18 protein-coding genes are annotated in these 17,154 nt (G+C 64.3%); 12 read left to right on the forward strand and 6 right to left on the reverse strand.

The window, feature by feature from the left end; all coding sequences use genetic code 11:
• Positions 1-174 precede the first annotated feature (174 nt).
• Positions 175-1,617 (reverse strand): SDR family NAD(P)-dependent oxidoreductase, encoded by a 1,443-nt coding sequence (locus ABIR17_RS02290; RefSeq protein ID WP_348002741.1) that lies wholly within the window; start codon positions 1,615-1,617, stop codon positions 175-177.
• 204 nt (positions 1,618-1,821) lie between these two features.
• Between ABIR17_RS02290 and ABIR17_RS02295 the strand changes: the two genes are divergently transcribed.
• Complete coding sequence (locus ABIR17_RS02295) at positions 1,822-2,742, forward strand: DMT family transporter (protein ID WP_348002742.1); 921 nt, start codon at positions 1,822-1,824, stop codon at positions 2,740-2,742.
• Here ABIR17_RS02295 and ABIR17_RS02300 read toward each other — a convergent pair.
• A complete protein-coding gene (locus ABIR17_RS02300; RefSeq protein ID WP_348002743.1) occupies positions 2,720-4,180 on the reverse strand; it encodes a cation:proton antiporter in 1,461 nt (486 codons plus the stop codon). The two genes, ABIR17_RS02295 and ABIR17_RS02300, sit on opposite strands and share 23 nt — an antisense overlap.
• Positions 4,181-4,340: 160 nt before the next feature.
• Here ABIR17_RS02300 and ABIR17_RS02305 point away from each other — a divergent pair, with 160 nt between their 5' ends.
• Complete coding sequence (locus ABIR17_RS02305) at positions 4,341-5,162, forward strand: MBL fold metallo-hydrolase (protein WP_348002744.1); 822 nt, start codon at positions 4,341-4,343, stop codon at positions 5,160-5,162.
• Between the two features lie 16 nt (positions 5,163-5,178).
• Here the strand turns inward: ABIR17_RS02305 and ABIR17_RS02310 are convergent, their stop codons facing one another.
• Complete coding sequence (locus ABIR17_RS02310) at positions 5,179-5,655, reverse strand: hypothetical protein (protein ID WP_348002745.1); 477 nt, start codon at positions 5,653-5,655, stop codon at positions 5,179-5,181.
• 158 nt (positions 5,656-5,813) lie between these two features.
• Here ABIR17_RS02310 and ABIR17_RS02315 point away from each other — a divergent pair, with 158 nt between their 5' ends.
• The 7 genes from ABIR17_RS02315 (at position 5,814) to ABIR17_RS02345 (ending at position 11,579) form a co-directional block, all read left to right on the forward strand.
• The gene (locus ABIR17_RS02315; protein WP_348002746.1) at positions 5,814-6,602 is read left to right on the forward strand and encodes an SDR family NAD(P)-dependent oxidoreductase; all 789 of its coding nucleotides are present in this window, start codon (positions 5,814-5,816) and stop codon (positions 6,600-6,602) included.
• Positions 6,599-7,675, forward strand: a complete 1,077-nt coding sequence (locus ABIR17_RS02320) for a DUF1295 domain-containing protein (protein ID WP_348002747.1) — start codon at positions 6,599-6,601, stop codon at positions 7,673-7,675. Before ABIR17_RS02315 ends, ABIR17_RS02320 begins: the two co-directional genes overlap by 4 nt.
• 123 nt (positions 7,676-7,798) lie before the next feature.
• Positions 7,799-8,407, forward strand: a complete 609-nt coding sequence (locus tag ABIR17_RS02325) for a hypothetical protein (RefSeq protein ID WP_348002748.1) — start codon at positions 7,799-7,801, stop codon at positions 8,405-8,407.
• A 3-nt stretch (positions 8,408-8,410) separates the two neighbouring features.
• Positions 8,411-9,571 carry a low temperature requirement protein A gene (locus ABIR17_RS02330; RefSeq protein ID WP_348002749.1) on the forward strand — a complete coding sequence of 387 codons (1,161 nt, stop codon included), beginning with the start codon at positions 8,411-8,413 and terminating at the stop codon, positions 9,569-9,571.
• Positions 9,572-9,694: 123 nt separating this feature from the next.
• Positions 9,695-10,069, forward strand: coding sequence for a GntR family transcriptional regulator (locus tag ABIR17_RS02335; protein ID WP_348002750.1), 375 nt, complete (start codon positions 9,695-9,697; stop codon positions 10,067-10,069).
• Positions 10,066-10,935, forward strand: a complete 870-nt coding sequence (locus tag ABIR17_RS02340) for an ABC transporter ATP-binding protein (protein ID WP_348002751.1) — start codon at positions 10,066-10,068, stop codon at positions 10,933-10,935. The genes ABIR17_RS02335 and ABIR17_RS02340 overlap by 4 nt, the downstream gene beginning before the upstream one ends.
• Positions 10,932-11,579 (forward strand): ABC-2 transporter permease, encoded by a 648-nt coding sequence (locus tag ABIR17_RS02345; RefSeq protein ID WP_348002752.1) that lies wholly within the window; start codon positions 10,932-10,934, stop codon positions 11,577-11,579. Before ABIR17_RS02340 ends, ABIR17_RS02345 begins: the two co-directional genes overlap by 4 nt.
• A 274-nt stretch (positions 11,580-11,853) precedes the next feature.
• Here the strand turns inward: ABIR17_RS02345 and ABIR17_RS02350 are convergent, their stop codons facing one another.
• Entirely contained in the window at positions 11,854-12,759 is a 906-nt protein-coding gene (locus ABIR17_RS02350) for an SDR family oxidoreductase (protein ID WP_348002753.1), read from the reverse strand.
• Between the two features lie 115 nt (positions 12,760-12,874).
• Between ABIR17_RS02350 and ABIR17_RS02355 the strand changes: the two genes are divergently transcribed.
• Entirely contained in the window at positions 12,875-13,822 is a 948-nt protein-coding gene (locus ABIR17_RS02355) for a LysR family transcriptional regulator (protein ID WP_348002754.1), read from the forward strand.
• Between the two features lie 6 nt (positions 13,823-13,828).
• Here the strand turns inward: ABIR17_RS02355 and ABIR17_RS02360 are convergent, their stop codons facing one another.
• A complete protein-coding gene (locus tag ABIR17_RS02360; RefSeq protein ID WP_348002755.1) occupies positions 13,829-14,503 on the reverse strand; it encodes a TetR family transcriptional regulator in 675 nt (224 codons plus the stop codon).
• Positions 14,504-14,587: 84 nt separating this feature from the next.
• Here ABIR17_RS02360 and ABIR17_RS02365 point away from each other — a divergent pair, with 84 nt between their 5' ends.
• Entirely contained in the window at positions 14,588-15,349 is a 762-nt protein-coding gene (locus ABIR17_RS02365; protein WP_348002756.1) for an SDR family NAD(P)-dependent oxidoreductase, read from the forward strand.
• Positions 15,350-15,601: 252 nt separating this feature from the next.
• On the opposite strand, the gene ABIR17_RS02370 is transcribed toward ABIR17_RS02365, so the two are convergent.
• Positions 15,602-16,495: an alpha/beta hydrolase gene (locus ABIR17_RS02370; RefSeq protein WP_348002757.1), complete on the reverse strand. Its 894-nt coding sequence runs from the start codon at positions 16,493-16,495 to the stop codon at positions 15,602-15,604.
• 68 nt (positions 16,496-16,563) lie between these two features.
• Here ABIR17_RS02370 and ABIR17_RS02375 point away from each other — a divergent pair, with 68 nt between their 5' ends.
• Positions 16,564-17,034, forward strand: a complete 471-nt coding sequence (locus ABIR17_RS02375) for a MarR family transcriptional regulator (protein WP_348002758.1) — start codon at positions 16,564-16,566, stop codon at positions 17,032-17,034.
• Positions 17,035-17,154: the final 120 nt, after the last annotated feature.

Here is a 17,154-nt window from a genome sequence, read left to right on the forward strand (position 1 = left end):
TCGGCGTCGCCTGCTTCAAGCTCGTCCCGGTCTCCTTCTGGCCGCTCGGCTCGGAGATCGTGAGCGTCGAAGAGGCCGAGGCGATGCGCGCCGGCGCCGTCTACTACTGATAGGCGCCCGCTAGAAGACTCCGGGCTGCGGCCCGACCGCTTGATCGAACGCGGACGTCGTCCTCTACCACGGCGCCGGTTCGTAGTCCTTGAGAAAGCAGCCGTGGACGTCCTCGCCCGCCTCGCCGCGGACGATCGGGTCATAGACGCGGGCCGCGCCGTCGACGAGGTCCAGCGGCGCGTGGAAGCCTTCGCCGGCGAGTCGCATCCTCGTCGGGTGCGGGCGCTCGTCGGTGATCCAGCCGGTGTCGACGCTCGTCATCAGGATGCCGTCGGTCTCGAACAACTCACGCGAACTGGTGCGGGTCAGCATGTTGACGGCGGCCTTCGCCATGTTCGTGTGGGGGTGTCCTGGCCCCTTATAGCCGCGCCCGAAAACACCTTCCATCGCGCTGACATTCACGATGTACGTGCGTCGGGCCGGGGAAGCGGCGAGCGAGGCACGCAACTTCGAGATCAGGATGAACGGGGCCGTCTCGTTCGCCAGCTGAACCTCGAGCAGTTCCAGCGGGTCGACTTCATCGACGCCTTGGGTCCAGGAATTGATCGGGGCCAGGTCGGGCACCAGGCCGCCCGCATCGATCGCGGTGCCGGCGGCAAGTCGCTCGAGTGACGAGGAACCGGGGGAGAGGGCCTGCAGCGTGAGGTCGTCGGCCTGAGCCGCCGCCGCGGCGAGGATCGGATGCGCGGCGACCGAGCGCGCGAGCGCTTGAGGGTGTGCGTCGTTGGTGTGCCCGAAGGTCTCGAGTTCGGGCAGCGGGCCGTCGGGCAGGGGAGCAAGCTCGGCATCCACTAGCTGTTGGTAGGCGCCGGGGGAGCGGCGTACGGTCTGGGCGGCGTTGTTGATCAGGATGTCGAGCGGCCCTTGCGCGGCGACCGACTCCGCGAGCGCGATCACCTGCGCCGGGTCCCGGAGGTCGATGCCGACCACCCGCAGCCGATGGATCCACTCGGGGGAGTCGGGGAGGCCGGTGAACCGACGGACCGCATCCCGCGGGAATCGCGTCGTGATCGTCGTGTGCGCGCCATCCCGAAGCAGTCGCAGCGCGATGTACATCCCGATCTTCGCCCGCCCACCGGTCAGCAGCGCGCGCTTTCCGGTGAGGTCGGTGCGCGCATCCCGTTTGGCGTGACTCATCGCCGCGCAGGTCGGGCAGAGCTGGTGATAGAACGCGTCGACGACCGTGTAGTCCTGTTTGCAGATGTAGCAGGCGCGCGCCTTGAGCAGCACGCCTGCGGACTGTTGGGTCGTGGCTCCCGAGATCGGGATGCCGCGCGTTTCGTCGTCGATCCGGTCGGGAGCGCCCGTTGCGGTGGCCGCGACGACGGCGCGGTCATTCTCCTGAACGCGTGCCCGCGCCCCGAGCTTGCGCTCACGTTTGACGTCCTTGAACATCGCGGCGGTTGCCCGGCGGACGGCGACAAAGTCGGGGTCATCGTTGTCGACACGAGCCAGATCCGCTAGAACCCGGAGTGTCACCTCGAGGTCGGCAGGATCGATGGGCACGTGCGATTCTCTCTCACCTGCGCCCCGATTGCCGTGCCGTCGGCGGGCGGCGCTACTGTGACCGCATGGTCGATCACGACATGTCCCCAATGCCGGAACGAGTCGAGTCCGCCGCGCCGCTGAAGGAAGTTGCGTCTGTGCCGGGTGTTGGGGGCAAGAGAAGTTGACCCTCGCCCTGAGCCGAGCTGTACGCCGTCGCGCGCATTGAGAACCAATCGAGCACTTCTCGCCGGTTTTGCCGTTGTGGTCTTGTGGGCATCCGCGTTTCCTGCGATCCGAGTTGCTGCTCCCGCGATGGGAGTGATCGGACTCTCTTTCGCACGGCTCGCAGTGGCCGCGATCACGCTGGTCGTTGTCGCTCTCATCGTCAGAGCACGGATGCCCAAGCTCCGAGACCTCGGCTGGATCGCGGCCTGCGGGTTCTTCGGTATGGCCGCATACCAACTGCTTCTCAACTGGGGCGAACTGTCTGTGCCCGCAGGAACGGCCAGCATCATCGTCGCCGCAGCTCCGCTTGTGTCGGTCGCCGTCGCGCGCATCCTCTTCTCTGAACGCATCTCACGCGTCACCATCGTGGGCAGCATGATCGCTCTCGCGGGCGTCGTGTTCGTGTGCCTCGCCCGAGCGGGCGTGTCTCTATCGACGGCGGTGTGGATCGTAGTCGCGGCGATGGTGGTGCAAGGCATCTACCATCCGCTGCAACGCCCCCTCCTGAAGCGATACACCAGCATCGAAGTGGCCTGCTACGCGATGGTCGCGGGCACGGTCATGACCCTTCCACTTGTGCCGTTCGACGTCGGTGGGTTGCTGGGCGCCGGCCTCGCGCCGTGGCTTGCGGCGATCTACCTCGGGCTGCTGCCGTCGGCTGCGGGGTTCGTTCTGTGGGCCTACGCGGTCGCGCGGATGCCGGTCGCGGTGTCGACCTCACTGCTCTACCTCGTCCCGCCAGTTGCGGTGCTCATTGCCTGGCTCTGGCTCGGGGAGCTTCCCGTACTTCCTGAGCTACTCGGCGGGGTAGTCGTGATCATCGGTGTCGTCACCATCTCGCAGGTGCCGCGGCTTCTCGCCCAACGAGCAGCACGGCGGGCAGCCGGCGGGACTGCTACTCCGGAGTCGGAGACGTGAACTGGTCCTCGAGGGATGCGTCGCCGTCGGCCTGAGTGAGCACCACGTCGCCAGCCTCAAGGGTCGTTGCGTTGCGAACGGGGATGTTGCGCCCCGATCGACTAATCAAGCTGATCCAGTCGACGTTGCCGTGGGCGACGTCGGCGACGGTTCGCCCATCTGCGGGGGATCCGGCCGCTACAACGTGCCGGTGCAAGCCGTCGGGCTCGTCGGCAAAGCGGATGTCGAGCGACCACGGTCGAACGGGTATCGCGTGGGTGGGTACCCGGAACAGCCGGGCAAACAGTGGGACCAGTCCACCTTGGAGCAGCACCGAGATGACGACGACGATGAAAATGATCGCGTAGAGGCGGTCGGCGTCGGCTACCCCGGACCCAAGGATGAGCATCCCGAGCAGAATCGGCACGGCGCCCTTGAGCCCAGCCCAGAGCACGAAAGCACGCTCGCCGCGTCGCAATCGAACCGGCGCAATCAGGAGCCCCACGAGTACCGGTCGGATGACAAAAATCAGCAGTGCGGCAATCGCAAAGCCCGCAATCAACACATCCGGCTGGAACACGTCGGCGAGCCGAACGCTGAGGCCGAGCAGGATGAAGACAGCGATCTCGGCCAAGCTCGCCATCCCGGAATTGAATCGCACGATGTCACGCTTATAGGGTGCCCGCACGTCTCCGACCAGAATTCCGGCGATAAATGCTGCCAGGAACCCCGACCCGCCGAAGGCTGCGGCCAGCGCGTAAAGCAGCACGGCGGCCACGATCGGGAAGATCACGGTGAGCGCCTCATCTGCGAGATGTCCGTGGCGCAAGACCCAGGTAAGTGCCAATCCGCCACCGATGCCGACAATCGCACCGATCGCGAGCTGCAGTGTGAAGGCTCCGAGGCCGTTGCCTATCGCCTGCCACCCCGTGCCGGTGACGCCGATCAGCGTCACCATGAGCGCGATGCCAACCGGGTCGTTCGCCCCGGACTCGCCCTCGAGGATCGTTCCCGAACGTCCCAAGATTTCGCGTTGGCCGAGCACCGAGAACACGACGGCCGGGTCGGTCGGTGACAGGGCTGCGCCGAGGAGCAGCGAGCTCGTCCAGTCGAAGCCGAGCAGGAAATGAGCGGCCGCCGCGATAGCCGCGGCAGTGACCGCTGTTCCGGCGATACCGATGAGGGTGATGGCCCCCAACGATCCGCGAATGCGCTTCCAGCCGATCCGCATCCCGCCGTCGAAGAGGATGACGACCAAAGCGATGCTGACCACTCGCTCATCAATGAGTCGAGCGGTGTCTTCAAAGGCGGGGAGGAAGAGCGCAGCGACCGACGCCAGAATGAGGAACAGCGCAGGTGCCGGCACACGAAGCAGCCGTGTCAGGCGATTCGAGAAGACTGCGCCGAGAACCACCGCCGCGCAGATCAGCACGATCAGCGTGAAGTTCGCGTCTTGCATCGATGCCCTTTCGAACCGGATGACCGCCGCTTCTGACCAGACTCCGAAGCTCCTTCCAGACTATCGGGGCGTCCACTGACCGGCCCTGGGGAGGGAGCCGTCGCAAACTCGGTGGCGGCGTTCCTGGACTTTCTGGCACAGTTTTAGGGATGACGACTGAATGCGAAGCAAGACCGTGCTGACTCAGATCGCGGAAGGCGTGCACGTGCACCAGAGCGCGTTCCTCCAGAGCAATGCCGGGGTCGTGAACGGGCTCGACGGCGTGCTGCTTATCGACCCTGGGATCAGCGGCGAGGAACTTGAAGGCTTGGCGACAGAGCTGTCGGCTTCGGGCCAGACCGTCGTCGCGGGCTTCTCAACGCATCCTCACTGGGATCACCTGCTCTGGCACGCCGCGTTCGGCGACGTGCCTCGTTACGGCACCGCGCTGTGTGCCGCCACTGCAGCGGCTCGGCTTTCGGGTGACCTGACCGCGATCGCAAAGGCGGTGGGCATCCCGGACGACGTGCCACTCGACCTGATCGGCCGCATCACCGGCTTGCCCGAGGGCACGACCGAGCTTCCGTGGGAAGGCCCTCGGGTGCAGATCATCCAGCACAGCGCGCACGCCGCGGGTCACGCTGCGCTGTTGATCGAGGAGAGCGGAGTGCTCTTCGTTGGCGACATGCTGTCGGACGTGTTGGTGCCGGTGCTCAACGCCAACGCCGCCGATCCGATCGAGGAGTACCTCGACGCGCTCGCGCTGCTCGAGGGGCTGGCTGGCTCGGTCGAGGTGTTCGTGCCCGGTCACGGTTCCGTCGGGGGAGCGGACCAGCTACTCGCGCGGATCGACCAGGACCGCGCCTACCTGCACGCTCTTCGTGAGGAGCAGGTCGTGAGCGACTCGCGGATTGGACCCGCGGCGAAGCCAGGCTGGGAGTTTGTCAGCGCGTTGCACGCCAGCCAGGTGCAGCGCCTCGCCGACAAGAAGTCACCTCAATGACCTCTGGCCGTGACGCTCAGCTCGTCGCTTCCAGCCAGACGGATGCCGCGGTCGTGTCCGTCGTGAAATTCAACTGCCAGCATCCGGGCGCGTCGAGCACGATGCCGGTGCCCCACTCACGGCCGGGCCTCTCGTAGTTACTGCCGCCGTGCGCGTCGGGCCCCCAGGAGAGCGGATGCGCGGTTCCGTCCGGCGCCAGAAGTTGCACGTGCAGGTCGCCGTCGCCGACCATCCGCCAGACGATCTTGATGTCGGACCCGGTATGGATCCCGGGCTGGTCCGCCATGATCCAACCGAACAGGCTGGTGTCGCCGTGGGTGGGCGTTCCGCGGACCTCCGGCAAGCCGAGAGAGATCGGTGACGCGGGCGCGCACCCCGCTGCGCCGTCAGGGGTTGTCTCCGTTGTCGTCGGCGGGGGAGTCGTGACCGGGGCGGTCGCGCATCCGGCGAGCGTCAGGACGACGGCGAATGCGGCAACCGCGAACCGGACCATCGGCCCAGCTTAGGTCCGGGCTCGTTGGTGACTTTCGGGTCGCTCCGATCTGTCTGATGCGCCGGCATAGGGCTGCTCTCGGGTGATGTCTTTGAGACAGTAAATTTGGCTGAGCGCTCAGGACCGAGTCGCTCCCTTGTGCCCGAAAGGCGATCCTTGTGAGAGCGACGCAATTCACCGATTCGTACGGGCCGTACGCCTTGGTCGCCGGGGGATCGGACGGGCTGGGCGCCGCCTTCGCCGGCGCGATCGCGCGCCGCGGAGTGAACCTCGTTCTGCTGGCCCGCCAAGAAGATCGCCTGAAGGCGACCGCGGCTCGCCTCAAGGAGACCCATGGCGTCGATGTCGTTGCTGTTGCCGCGGACATGGCGGACTACGAAAGCGTCAAACACCTTGTGGGCGAACTCGACCTCCCTATCGGCCTCCTGGTCTACGACGCCGCTTACGCTCCCATCGGCAGATTCGAAGACGTGACCGAAGACCAGCTGGCACGCGCCGCGGCCGTCAACGTACAGGCCCCGCTGCTGCTCGCGAAGTTACTGTCGACCCCGATGATCGAGCGAGGGAGCGGCGGCATCGTGCTGATGTCGTCCCTCGCCGGGTCGCAGGGCAGCCCGAACATCGCGGCTTACGCGGCGACGAAGGCGTTCAACACGATCCTGGCCGAGGGCCTGTGGAGTGAACTCAAGCCCCGCGGCGTCGACGTGCTCGCCTGCACGGCCGGCGCTATTCTGACCCCTGGCTACCAGCAGGTGGAGGGCGCCAAACCCGCACCGGGAACGATGAAAGCCGCCGACGTCGCCGAGCAAACGCTCAACGCACTGGGCAAGGGTCCGATCGTCATTCCCGGAGCCGTCAACAAGATCGGTCGCTTCGTGCTCACCCGGCTGCTCAGCAGACGAGCCGCCATTGCCATCATGTCGAAAAACACCGGAGGCCTGTCGTGACGATCTTCTTAGGTCTGATCACCCCGCTGATTGCGTACGCAGTGATCACGCTGCTGCACGTCGTCATCCCTGCCCGACGTCGCCCGGGCTACGTCCGGAGCGACGCGACGGGGGAGGTGCTGAACTACCGGATCAATGGCCGATACGTGCTTGCAGCGAGCATCATCCTGTGGTTCCTGCTCGGGTACTTCAATCTCGTTCCGTACACCTGGCTCTACGAAACCCGGTGGTTGGGTCTCATCGGCGCGTGCGTGATCGGGCTCGTGTTCTCGCTCGTGATCGTGCTGAGGTATCCGTCGACCGGAAAGCCGTTCCTGGCGGACCTGTGGTTCGGCAGGTCGAAAGACGTACAGATCAGCAACGGCTTCGTGGATGCCAAGGTGTGGTTGTACCTCGTCGGCGCTGTCCTGCTGCAGCTGAACGTGCTGTCGTTCGCGGCTTTCCACCTCGCGAATGTGTCGAGCATCAACCCCGGATTTCTCCTCGGCTGCGGGATGTTGACCTGGTTCTGCTGCGAGTACCTGATCTTCGAACGCATCCATCTGTGGACGTACGACTTCATCGCGGAGCGCGTCGGCTTCAAGCTCGGATTCGGGTGCTTGGCGTTCTACCCGTACTTCTATTCCGTCGCGCTCTGGTTCACCGCCGACCTGCCGAATCCCGGCCTCCCGGTCTGGGTGACGATCCTGTTCGGTGTGCTCTTCCTCGGCGGTTGGGTACTCACGCGCGGGGCGAACATGCAGAAGTTCTTCTTCAAGACGGCGCCCGGTCGCAGGTTCTTGTGGATCACGCCGCAAGCAATCACCGACGGCAAGAACAGCCTGCTAGTCAACGGCTTCTGGGGCGTCAGTCGGCACATCAACTACCTGGGGGAGATCATCCAGGCGGTCGCGATTGCCCTTGCCGCCGGCTACTTCGGGATCTGGATGGTGTGGCTGTATCCGCTGTACTACATCGCTCTGTTCGTCAGTCGCCAAGCCGACGACGACAAGCTGTGCCGCGCGAAGTACGGCGACTTGTGGGACGAATACACCGCGAGGGTGAAGTACAAGATCGTCCCTCGCCTGTATTGACCAGGCAGGTCGAATCCTCAACGTTGGGAGCTTTGTTGGGACTCCGAACCCGGCTGCATCACGATCACCGCTAGGTCGCACCCGGCGTCGCCAGCGACGGCAAGCGGGGCGTCGCATTACCCTGTGACCGACGAAGGGAGTGCGATGGGCAACGAACTCAAGTTTGATGCGGATACGGTCGATCGCATATCTGCCGCTGGGCCGGGCGGATCCGGTCGCGCTCGATTGATTCGCGCGGCGCTTACGGTCCTCACCATCGTCGGCCTCTCCGGATGCGCGCCAGCACATGACCAAGCGCCCCGTATGCAGTACGCGGAAGCCGAGGCCGAACTTGCCGATCTGCTCACCGCAATTGCCGCGACGGTACCGGGAGAGTGGAAAATCACGGACGCGGGCGCCCGGTCCTGCGCCCTCCAAGGGAGCACAGGGGCGCAGGTCACCAAGCTTCGGCTCGGGCCCGGGGTGACCGACGGGCAGCAGGAGGCCACAGCGGCGGTGATCGAGAAACTGCTGATCGACGCGGGCTTCCCCCCGGTCAGACGAGATCGCACACCGACCGGCGCCCCGGTCGTTATCGAGCTCAACTACCCGGGCGAGGGCGCCGACGACACGGGGTTCTACGTCTCCGTGCAGATCGGTACGGCGGGAACGACCGCCCTGGGGCAATCGCGCTGCGGAGAGGGTGACGCGAATCAGATCAACGAAGACCGCCGCGCATCTGAGGAAGGTTAAGCGGTGACGGCTGAAGCGCAACCGAGTCGTCGAGCTCACTGGCTTGAACTCTTTTTCGATTTGGTGATGGTCGTCTACATCGGCCAGGTCGCACATTTTCTTCACGGCGACCCCTCGTGGATGACCGCCGTGGCGTTTTTTGCGTTTCTTGCCACCGCTTGGTGGGCATGGGTAAACGCGACCCTCACCATGAACTTGTTCGGCGTTCGCATCACGCCGTCGGTCTGGATTGTCGTCACGGTTGCTATGGTGGCGCTCGGCCTGATGGCGGTTGCGGTGCCCGGCGCACTGGGCGACCGGGCCGCGGCATTCGCACTGGGCAACGCCGCCATCCGAGTTGTGTGGGTAGTCCCGTGGTTGATGAGTCGACGGGCGAGCGGCCAACCCTGGTGGCAACCGATGCTCTACAGCGTCCTACCCGCCTCGCTCTGGATCGTCTCGATCGGGGTCAGCACGCCCTGGCAGTACATTTTTTGGGCAGTCGCTGTCGCTATCGAGATCACCCTTCTGAACTTCCTCGGACGGCAACGCAACTGGCTCAGTGAGAACCTCAACGTCGAGCACTTGGCCGAGCGGGTTGGCTTGCTCCTCGTCATCGTCTTCGGCGAGTCGATTCTGACGATCATCTCCGAGCTCGATGCGCACTGGACGGCGACCTCGGGTCTGGCTGCCTTCCTCAGTTTCACAGCCGTCTCGATGCTCGCTTGGATCTACTTCGGGCGCGCCAGCTCGGCAGCGACGCGTGGCCTGCAACGACTTCAGTTACGCCGCAGCATTGGAGGAATCCGCGACACGGTGATGTACCTGCCTTTTCTGATGGTGGCTGGCGTCACCCTGTTCGCGTCCGCGTTGGGCACCGCCGTCGCCGACGCGGGTCACCACCTTCCGCAGGGTGCGGCGGTGTGCCTGGGCGCCGGAATCAGCCTGTTCTTCCTGGCGAGTGTGGCGGAGGCAATTCGATTCGGTGCGGCTCTTCGCGATGCCCTAATTTGGGCGCCAGCGGGAATCGTGCTGCCGTGGGCGCTTGTTCCTCTCGCGGCCTATGTGCCTTCCGAAGCCGCTGTCGCTGCAACCGTCGGCATCGTCGCAGTTCTTGTGACGCTTACCGAGGTCAATGCACGACGCATGCGGACGCGGGAGGACAGCGCAATGGCTGACAAGTAGGAACGGGCTCTGATCGGGAAATCCGATTTCGAACTAGTCCGCCCGCAGAACGGTGTGCTCGGTCTTGCGCTTGCTCTCGGCTCGAGGTACTGTACTTATGTACATATACAGTAGGAGCGCCGGATGCAGATCGTCTTGTCGTCGAGTTCCGGCGTGCCGATCTACGAACAGATCAAGTCGCAGGTCCGGTCCGCGATCTACGGCGGTGATCTTGGAGTGGGGGAGCAGCTGCCCTCACTCAGGCAACTGGCCGCCGACCTTCGCGTCAGCTTGATCACGGTCACTCGTGCCTACAACGACCTCGTCGCGGAACGGGTGGTCATCAACGAGCACGGTCGCGGCTTTGTTGTCGTCGCCGTCGATCCGGAGAGCGCTCGTGCTGCGCTCGGCGCTCGTCTCGACTCCGCTATCACGGAACTTGCCGCCGCGGCGCGCGGCGCCCGAATCAGCCGGACTGACCTGAACATCCTTCTGGATGAGAAATGGAGCAAGGTATGACCGACTCAGCGGTGAAAGTAACCGGTCTCGCTCGGACGCAGGGGGCTTTCCACCTCGGCCCGCTCGACTTCGAGCTCCCTACCGGCCTCGTCATGGGATTCGTCGGACCCAACGGATCCGGCAAGACCACCACGATCAAAACTCTGCTCGGAATGGTTCGGCCCGACTCGGGCCACGTCCAACTCTTCGACGAAATGGAGCCCGGTGATGCATCGACCAAGGATCGCATCGGCGTTGTTCTCGATCACCTCTTCGTCACGCCCGAATGGAAGGTCGAAAGCCTGACGCGTCGGCTCGGACCCTTCTTCTCAAGTTGGGACCCTGCTGCCTTCCACGGCTACCTCGACCGTTTCGGGATCGGCCGGGAGGCTCAGATCGGGACTCTGTCCCGGGGTGAAGGCGTCAAGCTCTCCCTGTCAATGGCGCTCGCACATCATCCGGAGCTCCTGATTCTTGATGAGCCGACCAGCGGACTCGACCCGGTGTCGCGGGTAGATCTCGTCGATATCCTCCGTGAGTTCATGGTCGACCCGAAGCACAGCATCCTGTTCTCGACGCACATCACCACCGACCTGGACAACCTGGCCGATCTGATCCTGGTCATTGACGATGGCCGCATCGAATACGCGGGCACCCTTGACGGTCTGCGAGAAGACTTCGCGATGGTGCACGGTACGGAGCAACTCAGCCGCGCGGCGGCCGACAGCGTCATGGGGCTCCGCCGCACCGGCGGTCGGTTCGACGGGCTCATCCGATCGGATGCCACGCCGCTCTTCGGCCCATCGACAGTGATCGACGACGCCACCACTGACGATGTGATTGTCCATCTCGCCCGCCGTGGCGCCACGCAACAGGAGAGCTCATGATCGGCACCTTCGCTCGTTTCGATATCGTCAACTTCGCCACGCCCGTGAGGCGGGTCGCACCCGCCCTATTGCTCGTCGTGGCTACAGCGGTCGCGACACCCTTGCCCGTATTCGCCATCGGTACCGCAGCTATCGTCATGAGTTTGCTCGCGGCGAACCCGTTCGCCGCCGACGAACGTAGCCACCTCGACACTCTGTACGCCACCCTGCCGATTAACCGCCGGAACGTCGTGCTGGGGCGCTACCTCGCACTTGTGCTGGCGTACCTCGCGGCGGCACTGATTGCAACCATCGCGGCGATCATCATCACCCTGGGCGGGGGCCACTCCGTCGACGTCCTGGCCTTTGCCGCCGCCAATGTCGCAGCGTTCCTGGTGTTCGCGGTCTCCGTGGCTGTGCAGTTGCCGTTCTTCTTCAGTGTGGGCGCCACTCGTGCGCGACCGATGATATTCATTCCCGCCGTGGTATTTGGCGGAGGAGCGGCACTGGCATCACAAACGGGACTCTTGTCCCGAATTGACTTCGCGACAGCTATCTCCGCGAACCTGGGGATCGTGTCGGCGGCCGTGGTTGTGATCGCCGTCGCTGCACTCCTCGGGTCGATCGCGATCTCTACTGTTCGCTACAACCGGCGCGCGCTGTAAGAGATCGGATTGACCTACGGGCTTGCCACAGGCATCGGTCGAAGTCACTTCTTCGGGTGAAGTGGGCTATCCGTTTTCTGCCTATTACGGGGCGACGTTGAAGTTGTCACGGAATACGTTGTCGCGGTCGTACTGGGTCTTGAGTTTTCGAAAAGTGTGGTGTCAGGTCCCGCCATGCGTCGTCGAGCGCGCCGGGCCGACCGAACGCCGCAATGGAGCGATCGATGAGTAAACCCACGTGGGAGTGCTCCAGAAACTCCTCCCGGTTGTTTGCTCAGTGGGTGAAGTAGTGGCCCTGTTCGATGTCGGCGATGAGGCCCGGGTGTACTGGCTCCCACCCGAAACGGTCTTTGGTAAGAGTGTTAGACGCTGGGCTGTCGAGGGCGACGAGGGGTGCCAGGGGGCCGAAGTGGGCGGCGGCCTCGTCGGGGGAGATGCTGACGACCGGGAGACCGAGCCTCGGCCCGATGGCGTCTGCGATGTCGCGGAAGGGAATTCCCTGTTCGGCGACGGCGTGCAGGCGGGTGCCGCCGGCGGCGGATTCCAGCGCGAGACGAAAGAGTGTTGCCGCATCGAGGCGGTGCACGGACGGCCAGCGGTTGGACCCATCGCCCACATAGGCCGACACGCCCTTCTCGCGAGCGATGGCGATGAGCATGGAAACGAAACCCCGGACATCCCCGAGCCCGTGAACGGTTGGCGACAGAGCAACGGAGGACGACCGCACATCGCGCTTTGCGAGAGCGAGTACCGAGGTCTCGACGGGGAGCCGTAGTGCGGTGAGTGGGCTGATGTCGGCATCGTCATTCTCTGTAAGCAGACGCCCCGGGGTTCGACCGATGACGCCGGAGGTGACGACGAACGGTTTGCCGGTGCCCTGCAGTTCGAAGCCGATCGCTTCTACGGCGGCCAGTTCAATCCTGGCGCGCAGCGCGGAGTCGGTGGTCTCGGAGATGTGCTGGTTGGCGGCGTAGACGACACCATCCGCGTTTCGGGCGCCGGCTCGGAGACTGTCGAGATCGTTGATGTCGCCGCGGTGCACCTCGATACCCAACTCCGACAGCGTCGTAGCGGAGGAGTCGGACCGCGCAAGCCCGACGACCTGATGCCCCGCCGAAGCCAGCTCGGCGACGACAGCGGAGCCGACGTAGCCGGTTGCTCCTGCGATGAATACGCGCATGTGAAAAGTGCCTTTCGGAGGTCTAGGGGCGGCTATCGGCGCCCGTGATTCCACCGTACGAACAGGGCTGTCTGGCGTCCAAGATCAGATCGGTACCTGGCCATACGAAAAGTGGATGACGGATACAATCGATCGGAGGGCAACCGAGCGACGGGACGGCGGCATGGATCTGAACCTGCGCTTCGTGAGGTTCTTCACTGTCGTGGCCCGCCAGGAGAACTTCGGGCGGGCCGCCATTCAACTGCGGCTCGCGCAACCGACATTGAGCCGCTACATCAAGGCGCTTGAAAACGACCTGGGCGTCCAACTGCTCGAGCGGACCTCACGCGGTACGCACCTCACCGAAGCGGGCAAAGCATTCTTGCCTCTTGCAGAAAAGCTGCTCGTCGATTCGGACCGAGCAGTGACTGAGGCGCGCGCTGTCGCGACACCACGGCAGCTCACCGTCGGCTACGTCGGTGGTCTCATCATCACTCCGGCAGTGACCCACCTCAGGAAGCACCGACCGGGCATCGAGATTCGCACCGTTCACCTGCACTGGAGCGACGCACACCATGCGCTTCTCGATCATCGTGCGGATGTCGTCGTGGCCAGAACACCACTACTGACCGAGGGTCTTCGCGTCTCAGTGCTCTACGAAGAACCCCGAGTTCTCCTGGTACCCCTCGGTCATTCGCTCGCGACGATGGCCTCCGTCGCTTTGGACGACTTCGCAGACGAGCCTCTCGTTGGCTATGAGAGGCCCGACTACGACGCCTTCTGGAGAATCAACCCTCGACCCGACGGAAGTGCCGCACCGCTAGGACCCATCTCTGATCTGAAACACGACAAGCTCGAATCCGTGGCGGAAGGTCTCGCGCTCGCTTTAGCTCCCTCAGGCCCCGGCAAGACTGCACCCCGACCTGACCTGGTCGCCATCCCGATAGACGGAATCGAATGGTCGACCGTCGTGATAGCCACGCGAGACGTTGAGCCCAACGCGCTCGTCAGGGCCTTCGAACAATCAGCGCACTCTCAACTCGCCGGAACCGGTTCCTGGCGAGCGACGACACCAACACCGTAGAAGCTCCTACTGGTGACGACCGCTATCCGTTTTCACACCAAGGGTGGGTACCGCGGAGGTCTCCGATGCTCTGCGAAACGTGGAGGAATCAGAGGTCGGCGCTGCCAGTCGACGCGCGGCCTCGACCACGAACACGCGGCGGCGAGCTCGCTCATCGCTGTCGTCTGACGCGGATCCGGTGATCATTTCTGCGAGTTGCGGCACGGTCTGCCACCAGGCGGCGAGGGCGATGAGGGCAAAGACGAGGTGCGCTGGGTCGAGCGCGGGATCAAGGCGTCCGTCTCTCTGGGCGGCCGCGAAACGCTCTACCTTCTCGCGATAGTGCCGTGCCCGTCCGATGGAGTCGGCGGGCGGACCTTCCTGCAGGCCCTCCCACTGCAGCAGGCGGCCGAGCTCAGGGTGCGCGGCGTGGTAGTCGAAGGTAGCGCCCGCGAATTCGCCGATATCGTCCATCCCTGCGCCCGTCAAACGCACCGAGGAGGCGAGGCGCTCAAGCTCGGTGGCGAGCACGAGGTCCCACAGTGCGCGCTTGTCGCCGAAGTAGCTATACAGCCGCTCCTTGTTGACGCCGGCACGTGCCGCGATTGCCCCGACGGTCGTGCCAGCGAACCCCTCCGCCGCGAATTCGACCAAGGCCGCGTCCCGCAATTTCCGCCGTGTGCCCTCCGTGTCCCACGCCATGTTTCCAATGTACCAACGTTCGAGTTGGATATGAGGCTGATCTGGTCTAGTATTCCAACCACATCGTTGGAGTTAGGAGATCTCATGGCAGGCGAAGTAGAACGGCTTCCCGAGGGCGCGAGTCCATTTGCGACAGGCGCTGTTGGGCTGGTGACCGGTGCAAACAGCGGCATCGGATTCGCGATCGCACAACAGTTGCTCGGGCACGGCTTCAGCGTGTGGATCGGCGCGCGCAACCTGGAGAGGGGACAGCGGGCCGCCGAGGCACTCGGTGAAGGGGCGCATGCAGTGCAGCTCGATGTGACTGATGCGGACTCGATTGCCGCAGCAGCGGAGCACATCGGTGAGCTCGACATCCTCATCAACAACGCCGGCATCAATCCGGGCGGCGAAGACATCGTCGGCACCCCGCTCGAGCAATTGCGCCGCGCATACGAGACGAACGTCTTCGGTCTCATCGCTGTAACCCAGGCGTTCCTTCCCACCTTGCGCCGATCCCCGCACCCCCGAATCGTCAACATCTCCAGTGGCACGGGATCTCTTGAGTGGACCAGCGGCCCCAACCCGCAGTTCGATTGGGAACGAGTGCAAGGGGGAGGGCTCGCCTATCGAAGCTCGAAGACCGCCGTCAACGCCGTCACTCTGCTCACCGCCCAGGCATTAGGTGACCATTTCAAGGTCAATGCTCTGGCGCCGGGACTCCGCGCGACCAACCTCATTGCCGGAATGAGCGTCGGCGGTGACCCGGCAGAGGCCGCGGTCGGTGCCATCCGCCTGGCGCTCCTGCCCGACGACGCCCCGACCGGCGCGCTCTGGTCCTGGGACGGCACGCGCGTGCCCTGGTAACCACGCCGGGGGAGTGACCCCGTTTTGAATCCTGCGCCCGTCACCCACCGTCACGCAACCCGCGAGCGGGGCGGCGGTCGTCAGCCCCAGAGCGAGGAGTCGGATGAAAGACATGACGACATCTCGCCACAAGCACCTCGCCTTCCCGTGACGGTGAAGACCGTCGCCTATTTTCACGCTAAAGCCGCCGAACGGGTTCCTCAATCTGGCCATTCGGGGAGAGGCCGCATAGCGATCCCCTCCCCGGATTGGCTAAGAAGCGTCGACGCGGTCGGTGAACGCGAGGATGGCGTCGGCGAGGGCGGCGGGTGCTTCGAGGGCGACGTAGTGGCCAACGCCGTCGAGCTGGACCGATTCGACCTCGCCTGTCACGACCTGGCTGACGGTCCCGAACGTGAAGGGGCCGCCAAACCCGCCGATCGCCAGCGCGGGGACGCTGATCGGGCTCGACTCTGCGAGGGCTTTCAGAGTGTCTCCCTCGGCGAGCATCGACTGATAGAGGCCGATGGACCCGAGCCAACCCCCTTCGCGGGAGTAGGTGCGAACGAACTCGGCAATGTCGTCGCTGGTGATGGAGCCGGCGACCGCGGTCATCGCGGGGAATGCCCAGTTCCCGAGCACTTCCTTCTCGCGCCCGACGAAGAGCATCTCGGCGATTCCGGGCGCGGCGAGGACGCCGATGTGCCAGGAGCCGCCGTGCGTGACATCGGCGAAACCTTCGAGGCCGAAACCTGCCAAGCCCATCTCGGTAGCTGTGAAGCTCAGCACGTCTCCTGGGTGGGTGGCAGCAAGGCGGAACACCGTTCCGCCAGCGATATCCTGGGCGGCGAGGTGAACAGGACCTACGCCGAGAACGGTGATGAGCTCGTGAAGATCCTCCGCGGCGACCGCGCTGTCGAATCCATCGGTCGCGGTCGCGGTCGCGGAATCGCCGAAACCGCGGAGATCAACGGCGAACACGCGGTGCGAGGCCGCCAGCAGCGGAATGACCTTGTGAAACGTCCACCACGACTCGGGGAAGCCGTGAACGAGCAGGATGGGGGTGCCTTTCGTTCCGGCGGAAACATAGTGCAGCGTCGTGCCGTTGACGTCGACGTAGTGATGGTCGATGCCGTCGATAGTCGCGGGGGTGCCTGAAGTGTTCATTTCACATCTCTCTATCTGGGGTACGAGTCGAATGGACAACGTGGTTGTCAGTCTAGCAGTCAGACAACGTGGTTGTCTATTACCGCCGTGTCCGATATCTTCGAAACATGGACACTCACCCTGGCGCGAAGTTGGCACGACTCCTTCTCGCAGGCTTCACCACGCTGGTGGATGAGGTCGTCGTGGAACTTGAACGCGAAGGTCACCCGGGGGTGACAGCGACACACGCGTTCGCTCTGGACGCCATCGATGCCGGGGCTCAAAGTGCTTCCGAGCTGGGGAGGAGTCTGGGGGTCTCCAAGCAGGCGGCCGCGAAAACCATCGCAACGCTGGAAGAACTCAGTTACCTAGACCGGCGAGCGGACCCACAGGACGCGCGTCGGAAACACCTCACGGTCACCGACCGCGGACACGAGATGATGGCTATCGGGGCGGGGGCGTTTGACGCCTATCGCACTCGGCTCGCAGGACAGGTTGGAATTCTCGCTCTTCACTCTCTCGAGAAAGTCTTGAGGGTCCTCACCACGCAGCGCGTCTGAGTCGGTCAGTGGCGATCGCGCACGACCTCACCGCGAAGGGGATCGACTGTGTGAGCAATTGCTACTGGTGAAGACCGTTATCCGTTTTTACTCTGATCTGTCGGATCCATGGGGTTTTGC

Source organism: Pseudolysinimonas sp., assembly GCF_039912695.1.
GTDB lineage: Bacteria > Actinomycetota > Actinomycetes > Actinomycetales > Microbacteriaceae > Pseudolysinimonas_A.